21 protein-coding genes are annotated in these 16,264 nt (G+C 29.1%); 2 read left to right on the forward strand and 19 right to left on the reverse strand.

Translation table 11 applies throughout. The features are described from left to right. Positions 1 to 32 precede the first annotated feature (32 nt). Positions 33 to 164 (reverse strand): hypothetical protein, encoded by a 132-nt coding sequence (locus D1816_RS26185; RefSeq protein ID WP_255420549.1) that lies wholly within the window; start codon positions 162 to 164, stop codon positions 33 to 35. Positions 165 to 268: 104 nt separating this feature from the next. Continuing rightward, positions 269 to 517 (reverse strand): hypothetical protein, encoded by a 249-nt coding sequence (locus D1816_RS02010; RefSeq protein WP_118500974.1) that lies wholly within the window; start codon positions 515 to 517, stop codon positions 269 to 271. A gap of 187 nt (positions 518 to 704) precedes the next feature. Between D1816_RS02010 and D1816_RS02015 the strand changes: the two genes are divergently transcribed. Beyond that, positions 705 to 1,511 carry an RNA polymerase sigma factor gene (locus D1816_RS02015; protein WP_118500975.1) on the forward strand — a complete coding sequence of 269 codons (807 nt, stop codon included), beginning with the start codon at positions 705 to 707 and terminating at the stop codon, positions 1,509 to 1,511. A gap of 1 nt (position 1,512) precedes the next feature. Further along, complete coding sequence (locus D1816_RS02020; RefSeq protein ID WP_118500976.1) at positions 1,513 to 1,983, forward strand: hypothetical protein; 471 nt, start codon at positions 1,513 to 1,515, stop codon at positions 1,981 to 1,983. Positions 1,984 to 1,992: 9 nt separating this feature from the next. On the opposite strand, the gene D1816_RS02025 is transcribed toward D1816_RS02020, so the two are convergent. The 17 genes from D1816_RS02025 to D1816_RS02105 all read right to left on the reverse strand — a co-directional run bounded on the left by D1816_RS02025 (position 1,993) and on the right by D1816_RS02105 (position 16,242). Continuing rightward, the gene (locus D1816_RS02025; protein WP_118500977.1) at positions 1,993 to 2,763 is read right to left on the reverse strand and encodes a hypothetical protein; all 771 of its coding nucleotides are present in this window, start codon (positions 2,761 to 2,763) and stop codon (positions 1,993 to 1,995) included. A 118-nt stretch (positions 2,764 to 2,881) separates the two neighbouring features. Next, positions 2,882 to 3,298, reverse strand: coding sequence for a VOC family protein (locus D1816_RS02030; RefSeq protein ID WP_118500978.1), 417 nt, complete (start codon positions 3,296 to 3,298; stop codon positions 2,882 to 2,884). Between the two features lie 269 nt (positions 3,299 to 3,567). Continuing rightward, entirely contained in the window at positions 3,568 to 3,936 is a 369-nt protein-coding gene (locus D1816_RS02035) for a nuclear transport factor 2 family protein (RefSeq protein ID WP_118506191.1), read from the reverse strand. 13 nt (positions 3,937 to 3,949) lie between these two features. Further along, the gene (locus D1816_RS02040; RefSeq protein ID WP_118500979.1) at positions 3,950 to 4,693 is read right to left on the reverse strand and encodes an SDR family NAD(P)-dependent oxidoreductase; all 744 of its coding nucleotides are present in this window, start codon (positions 4,691 to 4,693) and stop codon (positions 3,950 to 3,952) included. 5 nt (positions 4,694 to 4,698) lie between these two features. Continuing rightward, positions 4,699 to 4,893 carry a 4-oxalocrotonate tautomerase family protein gene (locus D1816_RS02045; protein ID WP_066312881.1) on the reverse strand — a complete coding sequence of 65 codons (195 nt, stop codon included), beginning with the start codon at positions 4,891 to 4,893 and terminating at the stop codon, positions 4,699 to 4,701. Positions 4,894 to 5,009: 116 nt separating this feature from the next. Next, positions 5,010 to 5,573, reverse strand: a complete 564-nt coding sequence (locus tag D1816_RS02050; protein ID WP_118500980.1) for a Crp/Fnr family transcriptional regulator — start codon at positions 5,571 to 5,573, stop codon at positions 5,010 to 5,012. Between the two features lie 285 nt (positions 5,574 to 5,858). Continuing rightward, the gene (locus tag D1816_RS02055) at positions 5,859 to 6,689 is read right to left on the reverse strand and encodes a type II toxin-antitoxin system RatA family toxin (RefSeq protein ID WP_118500981.1); all 831 of its coding nucleotides are present in this window, start codon (positions 6,687 to 6,689) and stop codon (positions 5,859 to 5,861) included. Between the two features lie 261 nt (positions 6,690 to 6,950). Next, on the reverse strand, positions 6,951 to 7,364 hold the full coding sequence (locus D1816_RS02060) for a hypothetical protein (RefSeq protein ID WP_066312872.1): 414 nt from the start codon (positions 7,362 to 7,364) through the stop codon (positions 6,951 to 6,953). A 211-nt stretch (positions 7,365 to 7,575) separates the two neighbouring features. After that, entirely contained in the window at positions 7,576 to 8,127 is a 552-nt protein-coding gene (locus D1816_RS02065) for a nucleotidyltransferase family protein (protein WP_118500982.1), read from the reverse strand. Positions 8,128 to 8,276: 149 nt separating this feature from the next. Beyond that, positions 8,277 to 8,849 (reverse strand): hypothetical protein, encoded by a 573-nt coding sequence (locus D1816_RS02070; RefSeq protein WP_066312867.1) that lies wholly within the window; start codon positions 8,847 to 8,849, stop codon positions 8,277 to 8,279. 309 nt (positions 8,850 to 9,158) lie between these two features. Beyond that, the gene (locus D1816_RS02075; protein WP_118500983.1) at positions 9,159 to 9,902 is read right to left on the reverse strand and encodes an alpha/beta fold hydrolase; all 744 of its coding nucleotides are present in this window, start codon (positions 9,900 to 9,902) and stop codon (positions 9,159 to 9,161) included. A 190-nt stretch (positions 9,903 to 10,092) separates the two neighbouring features. Continuing rightward, positions 10,093 to 10,740, reverse strand: a complete 648-nt coding sequence (locus D1816_RS02080; protein ID WP_118500984.1) for a hypothetical protein — start codon at positions 10,738 to 10,740, stop codon at positions 10,093 to 10,095. Between the two features lie 246 nt (positions 10,741 to 10,986). After that, positions 10,987 to 11,586 (reverse strand): ASCH domain-containing protein, encoded by a 600-nt coding sequence (locus tag D1816_RS02085; RefSeq protein WP_118506192.1) that lies wholly within the window; start codon positions 11,584 to 11,586, stop codon positions 10,987 to 10,989. 56 nt (positions 11,587 to 11,642) lie between these two features. Next, positions 11,643 to 13,016 carry a glycoside hydrolase family 30 beta sandwich domain-containing protein gene (locus D1816_RS02090; RefSeq protein ID WP_158597783.1) on the reverse strand — a complete coding sequence of 458 codons (1,374 nt, stop codon included), beginning with the start codon at positions 13,014 to 13,016 and terminating at the stop codon, positions 11,643 to 11,645. Between the two features lie 367 nt (positions 13,017 to 13,383). Further along, positions 13,384 to 13,692: a hypothetical protein gene (locus D1816_RS25530; protein ID WP_147405103.1), complete on the reverse strand. Its 309-nt coding sequence runs from the start codon at positions 13,690 to 13,692 to the stop codon at positions 13,384 to 13,386. 353 nt (positions 13,693 to 14,045) lie between these two features. Then, a complete protein-coding gene (locus tag D1816_RS02100; protein WP_118500987.1) occupies positions 14,046 to 15,581 on the reverse strand; it encodes an HAD-IA family hydrolase in 1,536 nt (511 codons plus the stop codon). A gap of 58 nt (positions 15,582 to 15,639) precedes the next feature. Further along, positions 15,640 to 16,242, reverse strand: a complete 603-nt coding sequence (locus tag D1816_RS02105; RefSeq protein ID WP_118500988.1) for an NAD(P)H-dependent oxidoreductase — start codon at positions 16,240 to 16,242, stop codon at positions 15,640 to 15,642. Between the last annotated feature and the right edge of the window lie 22 nt (positions 16,243 to 16,264).

Consider the following 16,264-nt stretch of genomic DNA (forward strand, 5'->3'; position numbering starts at 1 on the left):
TTTACTGAAATGTAATTATTATAAGCTATGACTTATTGTTTTAAATATTTTATAATTAGCCCTAATTGTCCTAAATGATAAATATCATGATGAAGCATTCCGTTTAATAAGAATGAATATTCATAATTACCTTTAAAATCAGTGTCATAATATTCTTTTTTCAAAAATGAATCATCTTTTTCTTTCAATAATGTAATTAATTCAGTTAATGTATTGTCATACTCAGTTTTTATTGTATCCCAACCTTTCTCTTGTAACTTAGAATTTGTTAACCAGTTTTCTTCACAATCGTCTGTTTTACTACCAGTACCAGTTTTGATTTTAATAGTGCTTCATTTCTCCACAAAGTAAGATGAGAAATGATCTCGGCTATGCTATGCATATCTTTAATAGGTCTTTTAAAGACCAGACTATTATCGATTGAATTTAATTTACTGGTATAAGAACTTCCTATCCATATTTTACCATTTTGGATATTTTTTAGTTCTTCTATAATATATTTTAATAAAGTGTTCATTGTCTTCAGGTTAAGAGATTTTTCTTCTTTTAAAAGCCTTTCTTACTCTTTATTTTTAACTGCTATGTGTTATTCCTACCAAAATATGAAAAATGGATGGCACATTCTATATTTAAAGTATTAGGTATAACTTTTTTACTTTAATTGTCACACTGGGTCAATGAGAATTGTCTAATTTATAGAAGTTATGAAAGATAAACTGAATATACTCGTAGAAAAAGCAAATTTAGGCGATAGAAAGGCTCTTGAACTGGTTATAATTGAAATCAAGGATTTGGTCTTTAACCTTTCTCTTAAAATGCTATTGTTTCCAGAAGATGCAAAAGATGCAACACAGGAAATATTGATTAAAGTTATTACTCATTTAAGTACGTTTAATAATAAAAGTCAATTTAAGTCGTGGGTGTATAGTGTTGCAACTAATTATTTACTAACACAAAAAGGGAAACGATCTAAAGAATTTGCAATGCCTTTTGAGGATTATGCAGACTTAATTGATTTGGGACAATCTAATGAGGTAAGATATTCCAAAAATGAAGGCGAGCTTTCACTTTTAGAGGAAGAGGTGAAGGTAAGCTGTACACAAGGGTTACTTTTATGTCTTAATGATCTGGATAGGATAGTGTATATACTCACAGATATTCTTGAGTTTAATGGTGTCGAAGGTGCTAAAATTTTAAAGATAACAGCAGAAAACTATAGACAGATACTTTCTAGATCTAGGAAAAAAATTAGAAGTTTTTTAAACAAGAAATGTGGACTTGCTAACCCTAAAAATCCTTGTCGATGTACTAGAAAGATTGATTTTTTAATTGATCAGAAAATTGTTAATCCAAAAAAATTACGGTTTGCAAAATTCTCAAATAGAAGTATTGATTTAGTCCATCAGATTAGTGATTTAGAAAACTCGATTGCAATTTACAGGTCAACTCCTAGTTTTCCTGCTCCTCAAGCTATTTTAAAAGAAATAAAGAAAACCCTTAATATTGATTAGAATGACTACTAGTATATTTAGACCAAAACAATTTGTCTTAATTGTTTTAATAACAAGTGTATGGATTAATATATCCGAGGTTTTTCGCTATTTTGTTTTAGTAATGCCACGAGTTAAACAGTTTTTCGAATATAAAGAAGGTATAGCAGAAATGGATTGGGTTATTTTTACTATTTGGGGTTTTTGGGATACCCTTTTGACAGCCCTTTTAGTACTATTTTTTTGGTTATATGCCAATTCTTTTGGCTTTAATCTAAAGTCTGTTTTAATTTCTAGCACAATTCTATGGTCTGCTGTATTTGTTATTTTTTGGATAGCGACGGCAAATATGGGATTGTCTGATTGGAATATACTACTAATTACACTTCCTTTAAGTTGGTTGGAAATGGTTGTCGGCACATGGATTGTTTATAAGTTATACATTAAGATAAGCGGTAAAAAAATACTAGAAAAAACTATGCCTAATGTTTAAGAGGTATAATTAGTTTTTATATCCCGTTGTAAATAAGTTTCGAGCTCCTTTTATTCCACATTTTTGATATTTATTATATGCTTGTGCAGCTCTTTCGTCTATCTGTTTACCATTTTCATTATTGATCCATCCATCAATTGCCGCTTTTAATGTGTATGCTTCTGGAGCCATTAAATGTGTTGTCCATAAAATAGGATTAGCATTTGCTTTTCTAATTTCAGTTGTGAAATAGTTTCTACTAAAACATGCTAATATGATGACATCTCTTTTCTTTTTATAGGTTTCATTGTAATCGATATCAACTTCAAAATCCATTAACCCATCATGCCCAACGTAGGAGATCAAATCAGAGTCTCCTCCAAAATTAAGTGTTAAATTATTTTCTTTTATTGTAAATCCATTTTGCGAGTTTGAGGCTTTTAGAAAATCTTCAACACAAGTTTTTATCTTTTCACCATCATAAGCATCAGCTAATAAATAAACGTTTTTTGTAGAATGCTTAAATAGTAATCTATCTAGGATAATAGGATTTGATGATTTCAATTGTTTTACTAAAACCCAATCTTTTGTCTTTATTTTGAAAAATGATTTTACACCGTATCCGGCTCCCCAATATAAATTTAATGCAGGATCTTTTCCATTTCCAATTTTTTCGGGTACTGGAACAATTCCTTGAAATGTATTATCACATAATGCTACAAAAACATGAATCGTTCTGGTTTCAGCGTAATTTTTACTAGCTAAAGAAAAGATTAATAAGAGTACTAAATTTTTTATCATAACATTTAGTAATTAATGATGTCGGTTATTCAACATGTTAGCTTATTTGAATTGGTAGTATACAATATCTCTTGTTTACTTGTGGTTACCTTAAACGGTATATATTATTAATTATGTTTTATTTTAAATAAAATCCATCTTCTTCTACAACTATTGTGGTTAATTCTACAATATGTCCATCTGGGTCTTTTGTATAGATTGAATGGAAATAATAATGATCTTGAATATTAAAATCTAGATTTAGCGCTGTATATCGTTTTTTTGCTTTTTCAAAATTTTCATTAGTCACATTAAAAGCAAAATGATCAATTTTTATATTTCTAGAATTAAAATCAAGTTTAGCATCATTTAAGTTGGCAGGAAACAATGCTATTCCTGTTTTTCCTGAAAGTAGAAAGATCGGAAATTCTCCCCATTCAGGGAGCTGGTATTTCTTTAAACCTAAAACTTTTTGATACCATTCTGAGGAAATTTTTAAATCCTTTACACGAATAGCTACATGGTCTAAAAATTCAATTGCTATTCCATCATCCATTATTGGTTATTTCTTAAATTAAATAATTTTTAATATAGGTATATATCAAAGCTGCATAATTTATTACCTAGCTATCAACAACCTATTGATTTTATGATTTTTTAGTCTAAAACCTTTGTGTTATAACAAATATACAAGAATAGGTTTTGTGTATTGATACTACTAATATTTCTCTTTCATGAAAATATGATACTTCATCTAAAAATAAAAACGGTTTGGATAAGCATCCAAACCGTTACAACTTATGTGTGTTTTTGAAACCGTCTTAGTTATTCTACATGAGTAAATATCTTGTTAACGATTTTCCATTGATTATCAATTCTAGCAAGGGATAAATAATCATAATAATTATAACCAAGCATAGGAAGATGTAGTTTTGCCATGGCAATTTTTCCCATAATATCAATTCCTATAATTTTCATTTTTAACCTCTCGTTTAAATCTTTAGGACTTTTTCTGTTTTTAACACCTTCAAGATATTCATTTACACTTTTTAAATATCCCATTCCTTTAAGATCTCCGTAGATATATACGTTTGTATGAAAACAAGTTTCAAGTTTGATTGTATCACCATTAAAAATCCCTTCAAAATACCTGTTAATCAAGTTTTCAATATCTCTTATATGATCTGTATACATAATTACTTTTTTTTTAGATAGCATGACCTACAGTGTGTCCACCGGCTACATTAATTGTTTCTCCTGTTATAAAATTTGATGTTGCTAAATAATATGCGGCTTCTGCAATTTCATTTGTTTCTCCAATTCTGTTTAATAAGTGTAATCCAGCTAAACTATCTGCATCTTTAATCCCTATTTTACTTTGTAACGGACTTCTTATAATTCCTGGAGCAATTGTATTCACCTTAATATTTTGTTTACCAAATTCTGCAGCTAATTGCCTTGTTAAAGCATGAATTGCTCCTTTACTTGTAAGTGGTGCAGTTGCAGGAAACCCATCAATGGCATGATCTACTAAAACAGTTCCTATATTTATTATTGAACCGTTTTGTTGTTCTACCATTTTAGGAATAACTGCTTGAGTAGCAAAGTATGTTCCTTTTAGATTTACATTAAAATAAAGATCTAAATCTTTTTCTTCAACATCTAAAAATGGTTTTGGAGAAAATATTCCTGCATTATTAATAAGAACATCTATAGACTTAAACTTCTTTAAAGCTAAGGCTACAAGTTTTTTACTTGTTTCTTGTTTACTAATATCTCCAGCTAAGTAAATCGTATTAGAAGGAGAACCCAATTCATTGTAAGCTTTTCTTAAATTTTCTTCATTTGACGAGTTCATTACAACATTACTTTTATGAGCTATAAAGTATTTTGCAATTTCTTTCCCAATTCCTGTAGATGCGCCCGTAATGATTACCGTTTTGTTTTTCATTTTCTTTATTTTTTCGTTCCTAAATATTGTTTTCCATCAACTCCCCAATTTTCAATAGGTATTTCGTCAATAATTACATGAGTAGTTTTAGGATCTTTGTTGAGTATATCAACTACCAGTTGAGTTGCTCCCTGTATTAATTGATATTTTTGTTCTTGTGTTACACGTTCATCGGTAACTTTGATATTAATGTATGGCATAACTTATATATTAAATTAATTGTCATACAAAGGTGTCGAGAACTTAATATTTTGGAAAGGAGGGATGTCACTTCTTTGAAGTGATATAGATCACATTGTGTGATAAAAGAAAGTAATTAAGAATTTAATCTGCTAAGTGTTTCTCTAGAAACACCTAAATAAGCTGCAATCATTTTTTTAGGAACGCGTTGAAAAAGTTTTGGATATTGTTCTAGAAGTAGGTCATATCTTTCTTTTGTCGAATTTTTTAATAATGATAAAATCCTATTTTGAAGTGAAATTCTACCAATTTTACTCTTTTTGGCCCAAAACCGCTCCATTTTGTGCATTTGAGCAGTTAGTTTATCTCTATTTTCATAGGATATAAAGAGTAATTCACTATCTTCTATACAATCGATAGAAGTTTTGGATTTGGTTTGTTTTACGAAAGATTCATAATCTGTAATCCACCAATTTTCCATTCCGAATTGAAGTATATGTTCTTTACCGGTAGTATCAACAAAGTAGCTTTTTAAACAACCTTTTATGATCCAGTATTCTTTATTAACTATTTCTCCTTCTTGAACAATATATTGATGTTTACGTTTTTTGATGTGCTCAAAATGGCCTATTACAAAATTAAACTCTTCATCGGTAAGGCTAATTACTTCTTCAATATGTTTTCGTAAAGGGTGTGTCATTCTAATATGTTGCTAACTTTTAATTTAAGAATTGTAATGACCAAATGTCGGTTATTATTTTAAACGTACTATTTATGGTTAGTTATTTCATTTTCTAATACTGGTTACCCTAGATCCATATTTTGATTAGAGTAACTTAACTTATTGTTTTAATTAGTTACCAGATTCTAATAATATCAGATCATTTTACTTCTGGTAAAGAGGATAAAACAAAGATAATAGAATAGAGCCATATTTTAGGTTTGATGTTTTGCTACTATTTTTTATATATAAAGTTGACAGTAGTTATTTATTCTCTAATTCTTTTTGCCAGTTATCTAATAATTCTTCGCAAATTTTATTGAACTTCTTTTTCATAAACGGATGAATTAAAAGGTTATAAATTTTCTTTTTATATGTAAAATTAAAGGTCATAGTTATTTTAGTCTTACTTTTAGAATATTCTTTTACTTTCCAATTGCCTTTTAAGTATTTTAATGGATATGGATAATCCTCTGCATCTGTATTTACTTGAAAAGAGTATTGTTCTCCTTCTTCCCATAAAGTTGCTACTTCTGTCCAACTGTCTGTTTTATGAGAACAACTTCGTACCATACCTTTTCCATGACCAGAAATAATTTCAACACTATCTATATTTGGAGCAACTTTATGATAATTAGAAACATTTGATATTGCTTTCCAAGTATTTTGTTTTGAAGTATTTATTATTCTTTCAAAAGTTAATTGCTTAATATTTTGGTTTTTAATACTATCTGTTTGCGCAAGTCCGATAGATTGTCCTACTCCAAAAACACACACAACAAATGCTACAATACCAATAATTTTATGCCCAATAGGTGATATGTTGAAAGGTTTAATGAAGAGTATCAAAGTACTTGCTAGGACCCAAACGAAGTCTTGAATGATAATATATAATAACTCATCAAGCTTTAGGTTTTTTAATTGCATAAAAATTGAAAAAGAAAAGTATAGCAATCCCAGTCCTATTATTAAGAATACCAGTGATTTTTCTTGTCCAAACCATCGAGCGACTCTATTTCTAAAAAACAATAAGAAGAATCCAGTCGACATAGAAAATATTCCGTTGCCAATTAATGCTATTTGTAAAATGTTCATAGTAGTAAGATTTTTGTTTTTACAAATTTCCTACGATTTATACTATGTTCTCTTGATAATTGTTAAGAAATTGATTTAACTAGGCTTTTTCATTATACTTACTTATTTGGTGGTTGTGCATTGCGTAGTATGATACTTGGTAAAGATGTGTTGTTAAAAAAGGAATTTTTTAAAAAAAAGGAAAGCTATAATCTTGTTTTTATTGTAGTTGACATCCAACTTTTTTCATTGAAAAAACTATATATAGTATTAGAGGCAGTTTTATGATAATCCATCAAGTATCCCACTAATGACATCCCCAATCCCATCAAGTACTCCATCAAAAACATCTCCAAAGTCTAACCAAGAAGTATCAATATCCAAATCAGGGATATCCATCCAATCACTATTTGGAGAAACAGATAATCCGTTTAGCATTTCTGTTTTCATTTGAGTATAATCACAAATTTCTCCTGTTTCTTGATGATATCTGTCAAAATCAGAATGAGAAGAATAAGTGCTCATTGCCCAGCAAGAAAAATCAAGTCCATCGTACCATTTACTTTTTCTATGAGCTTTTTTTACTTCTTCGGGTTCGTAAAATTGTTTTTTTCCATGTTCTTTGACTAATACTTTTCCGATATCAGAAATATATTCTTTTTTGTTGATAGGAGCAGGTGCACAAGATGTTGCCATAGTTTTATTTTATATTTACTTTATTTTACCGAAACGTTTTATATCCAATATATCAAATAAGGTTATTACTAAATCCATCTGGAATTTCATTTAGCTGTGCTAAAGTATATTTATCAAAATCTATGATAAAAGTAGAATGATTAATATTTTGCAAGTTGTATAAAAAATAAGATATCATTTTCAGTTTAATACACGCAGACTTATATATCGTTTAGTTTATCACTATTTTTAATTTGGTCCATTTCTCTTTCCATCTTTTCTTTTCAATTCTGGACGTATACATAGTTAAATCAAATTTTGGTGTTGGTCGTACTAAAAGACTAAACAAATCTTCTAATCCATAAGGTGCTATATATTCGATTTGGTTTTTAAAATTTAGTCTTACCGCTATTGCAGTTGCCGTTTCCGGCCAAAAAGAAATAGCTTCATTACAATTAGCATAAGGCTTGTGTCTATTTCTTAGATGCATTCTTGATTGATTTTTAACAGACCAATTTAGATTTGAGTTAGCACTTTTTAATTTATTTTCAATTTTTATATCAAACGCTTTGGTCGAATTCGATGTGTCAAAGTATATTACATCAATGTCATTAAGTTTTGTTCTATTTATTTTGTGCTTTTCGTCCCAAATCTTATTTCTAACAAAACCTGCTCCAATCCAACAATCCTTTAATTGTAAATCTCTAACAACACTCAAAATATCCATCATCCAGATATCATTTTCGATGATTTTTATAAACTCAGTTTCATATTGTTTAGTCATTTTTAAATCAATTATACTTGTTGTTGATATCTAAGGTTATAACTAGTTTTTTTCTAAGTGTTAAATTGAAAATTTGATGATTTCACAAATAGACATAACTTTATTAAAGGTATAAAAATAGCCTTGTTTTTAGATGATTTTGTGATTCGTTATTTTTTGTTTTTAAAGAGTTCAATGGCTTTTAAGTACTTTATTCCGCCACTCTTTGTTTGGTCATATAAAAAACCGTTTAATTCAGGGTGATTTTTTTCTATCCAGGTTAATAATTTAGTTCTGTTTTCCCCCCAAGTATTTTCATTAAAAGTCACGTTCTTCCTTTCGATACTACTTATTTTATCAACATTAAATCGGATTACTGCACTCCAAACGGTTGGGCCTTCATGAAGAAAACGTATTCTTTTATCTATTTTTGAAACTTTTGCAACAACAACCTCGTTTTCTTGTTTAATTTCAAGGATTTTGTATGTAGGATCAAATACTGAATCCCATTTCAACCATTTATTAATGTATTCATTTTGCGAAAATGTCTGTTCGTAATCATAATCCATCTCTTTGGTCATAAGACTATCAGTCAGTAAAATTTTCATAGCGGTACCATCAGAATTGTCAAGAGCCTTATAATATCGTTTTGCAATCTCAAGTTTATCAACTTTATTTTCAGAAGTTTTGCAGGATATAAATCCAATTATCAAAAAAAATGATAGAATTATAATTTTACGCATTGGTGTGTAGTTTTGCTTAATTTCCTTAAACGTTTAATATATTGGTGTAGGAGGAAAGCAAAATGTTACTAAACTATTCTATTTTTCTGCATTTTGGCTGCTAATTTTCTTTTTTGAACAGATTTAATTAAATCTATCTATACCTAGAACCGTTATGATTGGATATATGGTATTACAATGGTTTTATATAAAAAGAGAGTCTTTATCATAATGAGGTTTTTTTTTGGATGTTATTGTTTTAAAGGTAGGAGGGGACTAAAAAAGATAACCAAATTTAGTTTTTTAGAAGCATCGTTCTTCTTGGGGTTTTCAATCTTGAGTGAGACATTTATCAATAAATTCGTTTAAAATTTCAGTTAGTTTTTTGGGAACGCTTAACATTGGTAAATGACCACTTTCAAGTGCTACAATATTTTCGCAATTCAGGTTTTTTGCCATTCTTTTTTGGACTGATATAGAAAGTTCTTTATCGTTGGTTAGTTTTATATATAACTTCTTTATACTAGGAATTTTGGTATTAGAATTTTGAGTGTATAGATTTCTTGATTCAGCAGTGAATTTCTGTATGATTTTTTTTGTTTGATCTTGTGTTAAATCATTACATAATCCTTTTTCAATTGCTGATTTTGGAGGTTTAGTACCAGCCAATCTCATTAGTAATGGAATTATTATTTTTTGAGGAAATGGAAGACAGGAAACGAATGATTTTCCATTTTTTGGGATTGCCGAACCAATAGCAATAAAGCCAATGGCCTTGTCTTTTAGATGTTCTGCAATTCTCAATCCAATAATTCCTCCAATAGAGTGAGTAATAATAATAATTTTCTGTTTTTCATAATTTTCAATATCAGAAATTGCTTTTGAAACATAATCTTCTAAACTCAAAAAAGAATTTGTTCTGTCCTTTGAATTTCTATTGGGAAATTCGATTGAAATCGATGAATAATTTAAGTTGGCTACAAGGTCATTCCAAATATATTTTCCCAATCCTGCACCATGAATAAATAGTATCCCTAATTCCTCTTTAATCGATTTATTTTTGACAGTAAGCATAACGTTACATATGTTTATAATAGCAGAGTAGAATGTCACTAAATTATTTATAAATCTAGGGCAGTATGTAATTTTTCATGACAGTCTTTTTATAACCTTACGTAAATATGTAAAAATCTATACGTAATCATTTATCTGTTATGATGATATAGTATTGTAGTTGTTTATTAGCTATGTTTTTGGTGGTTAATTATTCTTTTAAAGTCAAGTTTCTGAATCTTCCAGAGGAACCGAAACCTGTCCAAATTCCTATTTTCTTTGATATTGTTGAAGTTAATCTATCAACGATCAAAATAGGTTGAGGCACATCATTGATAAAAACTTTAACTTTTTTTTCGTCTATATGAATTATAGCTTTGAACCAATCATCAGGGTTTGGTGGCATTTTAATTTCATTCTCAAATTCTCCGGTTTTCTCTTTTCTAAGTTTTTTCCAAGTAAATTCAGGGTGATAAATGTATTGAACCATATGTTCTTTTCTTATTTGCTCTTTTGCAACAAAGTTGAAGGGCCTGAAATATATTGCTTCATAAGTTTTATCATCTTGAATATTAAAAGCTATTCCGATAAAGCTTTTACCTGGATTATTTTCACCTAAAAATTCTATTTCGATAATTCCTTTCTCAAATTCTACATCTTTAATTATCCCAATTCCACTTCCGTTCTTTGCATTCATTTCTACAGCATCTTGTTGATCACCGAATAATGATATCGAACGATTTATAGCTTTTATTTGATTGTTTTCCAATTTGCTAGGTAAACTTATCCCTTGTTGACAAAAAGAATTGATAGAAATCATAATAATTGTAACAAGGGCACTAATTTTTTGCATTTCCATATTCTAAAGTTTTAATTACTACCGATAGGTTTTTGTCTTGTTTGTTTCAGAATTTTCTAAAGAAAGATTTTGATGAGTCACTAAGGTAGTAAAATTGCAATAAATTCTAATCGAAAATGCAGTTCTAATACGTTAGACGTTGTGTTGGAAATTATTTTCTTTTTTAATTACAAAACAAAAAAAAATGGTGGACTTGATGAACATACTCTATTTTTGAATGTAGTACTTACCAACTTGTTTATTGTCCTAGTGGTTATTAGTGTTTTTTTGCGGCCATATTGTTTCAAATCTTACGCAAACAATTAGCATATCATCGGTTGGTTTACTTCCGTTTTCCTTTAAAAAGCTTTCAAAAAAATCCCAGTGTGCCTTTTTCCATTTTTTAAGCGATTCGATATTCGTTCCCATATCTAATTCGGCATAATCTTCAGAAATTTTATTGAAAGGAATTGTATCTACGCTTATATTTTCTATTATCGCTTTTGCTTTTCCGTCAAAATCGGTTACAATTTGTTTTGTTCCGACTTTTGGTACATCAACACTATACTGTTTATATAAACTAAGCAATCCGGAAAAAGCTTTCTTTTTTCCATTTAATGTTAATTCTGCTAGTCGCATAGCATCTTCTCTATTATTATGAAAAAAATCAGCTTCAGGAATTTTTTCATCTTTAAAATTAGGATTTGCTTCTACATAGTTGTTCCACATTTCGTAAACTGATTTGTCAGTTTTGTTTTCAGATTCTGCCTGTGCTGCTGTTTCCGTTTGAATCTCGGCTTCGGATTTTTTGTCTTGTTTACAAGAAAAAAGAAAAATTACTAATAAGATAATTGATATGAATTTCATTTTTTTTATCATTATAACTAATGCTCTGAATATGGCATACTTAGTTTTTTGAAATGCTATTTTATTAAAGCTGAGTAAATTGTACCAGAAAGAAGTTTTAAATTTACATTCTTCTTTTTAACTTGTATTGTTACGTTTTGTTCTTTATTGCTTTGATTTGAAAGTATTAAAACAATATTTCCATTCGGATTTTTAAAAGCTAAGGACTGAATACCATCTTTAGTTTTGCATGAAACCCTTTTAGCTTGGGGCTTAACAAACTGAGTAAAATGCCTTACTGCCCAATATTGAGGATGTATTTGATATGTTTTATTAAAAGTATCAACAGTAATCATCGTATTTTGTTTCCACCCCCAAGAGCTCATACCGGTTTCATTTAGTACCATATTCCATTGTAAATAATAGGATGCATTTCTTTCAAGATACCAAACCATTTGATTATAGGTTTCAAAAGCGTATTTCCAATCGTTTGTTCCCCAACCGCATTTGGTTTCGGTTTGCATTATTTTCTTATTAGGAAATTCTTTATTAGTACGTTCAACGGCAGAATCACCATCCCACTGAAATCCTGCTCCTGTTATGTATTTTGCCACTTCAGGATCACCAAAAATTGGTTGTATATATTCTGAAAACTCATCTGTTTCTTTATTACCATTTATGGTTCCTAACCAAATTTCGCAATTTGGCACATGTTTCTTAAAACGGGGCCCCAAGTAATCTTTTATAAATGTCTTTAAGTTTTGCCCACTCCATCCACATGACGGGAAAGCTGGTAAGTGTAATGGTTCATTTTGAGGATGCACTGCTACAATATTAACTCCTTCATTTCTATAGGCTTCAACGTACTTCTGAAAATACAATGCATAAGCTTCTAGGGTCTGGGGATCCATTTTAATTAAGCCTTTGTTATAGCTATTATTCTCTTTCATCCAAGCAGGAGGAGTCCATGGAGATCCCCAGACTTTAAGTTCAGGATTAATTTCTATGGCAGCTTTAATATATGGAAATAAGTATTTACGATCTCTGTCAATCGAGAAATGATTCATTTTATAATCACCATGTGTATCATTTAAAGAATAGTAATCTAAGGCATAATCACTTGCTCCAATGGGCATTCTGCAATATGAAAATGCACAGCCATTATCTGAAAAAAGCTTGGTCATTATCTCTTTTTGCTTTTCACCTGTTAAATATTGTAAGGCTTTCCAACCGCGTTCATTAAAACAGCCTCCCCATCCATCTATCGTTTGGTACGTATTTTCTTCGTTTACAATTATATCAGCTTCTATCTGTTTTTTGGTATTACTCCATTCTAGTGTTTCCGTTTTCCACTGATATTCTTGATTGGATGAAAAAATATTTACCTGTGCTATTAAATAATTACATAGCATTAAATATACAGTTAAGGCAACTGTTTTTTTAATATTCATACTTTTTGAACTTATTGATTTTATCATGTTTCATTGCATACACTATGTATATGTCATTAAACATTAAATATAGGGCAAGTAGGGGAGAAAACAAGTAATTATTTTTGGGGTTATAGCAAGTTGTTTTTCGTTTATGTCTTTATTTAGTTTTTAACATCAAAAGTTTAATAGCTTGTATAAGCAATATCGTTTTTTTTATTTTTAGTATGTTTAATGCATTTATGACAGAGCAGTGGAAAATGTTACCTCGTTTTTTACAGTAATCGCTAACTCTTCTCTGGACAAGCATTGCGCTTTTAGAAAAATGAAGAATAGTTGATCTGTTGCTAAATGAGTTATAACTACCTATAAAGTATGAGAAAGTTATTTATTCCTCAAATAATTGTACTTTTTTTATTTCAGATTTTTCTTTCAATAATCCAAAAAACTCAGCAAGTGGTAGTTCAGCTTCTAAAGTTTTAGAATATAACATTTTCATTAGAGCGAAAAAATTAACCTTTTTACCTAATCCTAATTGAGTAAAGTTGTATTTAGAAAACAAACTGTCAGATTTGGTTATGAATAGGTAATACGTATTTCTGTTAAATTCGAAAACTTTTAAATTTTTAATATCACTAAATTTTGTTTTTTTACCGTTAAAATATACAAAGTCACTAGTGTATTCTACTTTTTTCAAGATTAAACAGAATACAAAAAAAAACATTGATAGTGTCAATCCTAAGAAGAACCAGAAATCGTTAAAATTTGCGACTTTAGAAAAAATATAAAAGAAAAATAAAACAAACCATGACCAAAAATATTTTTTAGTTTTTATTCCAGATGAGATTAATTTTCGTTTCTCCATTTTATATTGGCTAAGAACTTTATATAATTATGGCAACTATTTTTCTGATTACAATATACTTTATTTAGATGAAAAATGATTTAATATTGTATTGCAAACTACTTTTACTTAGATATCACATGAAGTAAATTATTTCATGTACTTTATGGCATATATTAGTAATATATTTTTTTGATCATTCTCTTTTATAACATTGTTTCTATTGCTTCCATCGCAAATGAGGACGTTAACTCTCTACTCCCGAAGTATTCTTTAGATTTAGCCGCGATAAAAAGCCCATTCATAGGCCATCCTCCATCGTGTAATTGAGTTTCTAAGAGTTTTATAAAATCTAATCGATTTATAATTCCGAACTTCTTTAAAGAAATAACTCGCAGTGCACGATCAAGTGGATGCACAGTAGTATCAATACGAGAAATTAAATTACTTTTTAATTCACTAGTCAAACTTTTAAATTGATCAGGGAAATCTGATACTAACCGGGACAGAAAAAAAAGAAAGACATCTGGAGAGGGGTAATATCTCGTTCCTTTTAAATATTCTTGATGTATTAAAAAATCATAAATATAATTTTTTGTAGCTTTTAAATCTTCTTCATTAGCATAACCAATTTGATACATAAGATATAATACATTAACAGCAACCGCTGCATCTATCCTAGGTCTATTTTTATCAAAATACACTTGTATAATTCCCTCTTCGTTACGATTAGAAAGCATTTCATGTACTACTGGCAATATCATTTTCTTTGTTACTTTCTGGTTTTTCAATAGAAACGATAGAATCATTGATGTTGTGTCTAAATCATCTGGAAAATTTTCTGGTCTCGCTTCTTCTTTATAAAAACACCAACGAAAATTATTCTGGTTATGTGCATTAATTTCATGCGTCATAGCTTCAACAATTTCTTTGGGTAATGAAGAATTCGTATGTAGAATAACTATTGTCGAAAAAATTTCTTTAGAGAATTCTTTTCCTTGTGTTAACTCTATATCTTTTGAAATGTAACTTTTACAAAATGGAGATTGTAGTAAATGCCCATGTAGATAAGCATTTCCTTTTTTCTTTCTTTCTAATAAATTTAATAGTTCAGAACTCGTTGACAAATCGGTTGAAATATTGACTTTATTTAATTGATAAGCGTAATTTTTTACATTAAAAGTATGTATTCCTAATTTTCTTGCTATTTCGAGGTTGGATGTTTTATCATCTAAAAAAATGGTTTTATTTGGATCTAGATGAGCATTGTCAATTACATATTGAAAAACCCTAATGTTTGGTTTGCTCATAGATAAAAGTGACGAGACATAAACAAATTCAAAGTACTGCCAAAAATCAAACTCAGAGAATAGATAAAAAAAAGAATTTTTATCCATATTTGTAAGACAAATTAATTTCTTGTTTAATTGCTTAAGTTCTTTTAACAGTCTTACCATTGGTTGATTGACCGTAACACTTTTCATACCTTTGTTAACAAGTCTTTCGAGCGTGATATATGGGATGTTTATTTCACTACTTAAAAGTGTAAATGCATTTTCTTTTTTTAAGATACCTTTTTCATAATCTTTCCAAATAGGGTGCTTAATAATTTGTCTTAAATCGTGAGTCTCATTTTTAGAATTCCAGTTTAAAATAACATCTCCAATATCAAAGATTATATTATCATAATTGGTTAAAATATTTTTTAAATCATCAATTTGATTTAATTCTAATTCTTTCATTTTTTGTGTGTAAATTTTGAAAATTTTGTTTTAAGAGTAATTCGTAAGAAAATAAGTTCTAGTTTGATAAAAAATTTGCTTTCAAGGTTTTTCGAAATATTTCTAATTCTTTTTCTAAGTTTAGATTCTCTTCTTTGTGAACGTTATATATAGCATATGTCTGTAACATTTGAAGCCCGCAAAATTGAAAAATTTTATGTGTACCAATATTAGCATCATCTATACTTTTACCGTCATAAAACCCATTAGTATCGTCAAATTCTATTTTAGGTGATGCATATGTCAGAGATAACATATAAGATTTATCGTTCATCAATCCACCTGTTCCATAGCGGCGACTTGGATCTTCACGAGTTCGTCCGTCTCCAGAGCATGTCACGGTAGTGTATCCTGCAGACCATACTTCATCAAAGTATTTTTTTGTTATCCATGGTACACCAAACCAATATATTGGACTTTGAAAAATAATAAAATCTGCTTTTACTAGTTTCTGGAGTTCATCGTCAATAGAGTAAGGTTGTTCTGTATGCGTATGAATAACGTTAAATTTGTTTTCTTTTAGATAAGCTGTTGCAGTATCAACAAACGCTTTATTCAGTTTACCTTCTGATATTCCATCATATTTTTGATGTGCATTAATAATCAGTATTGTTTTTTTCATTGTGGGTAATTTTTTTCTTAAT

The organism is Aquimarina sp. AD10, assembly GCF_003443715.1.
Lineage (GTDB): Bacteria > Bacteroidota > Bacteroidia > Flavobacteriales > Flavobacteriaceae > Aquimarina > Aquimarina aggregata.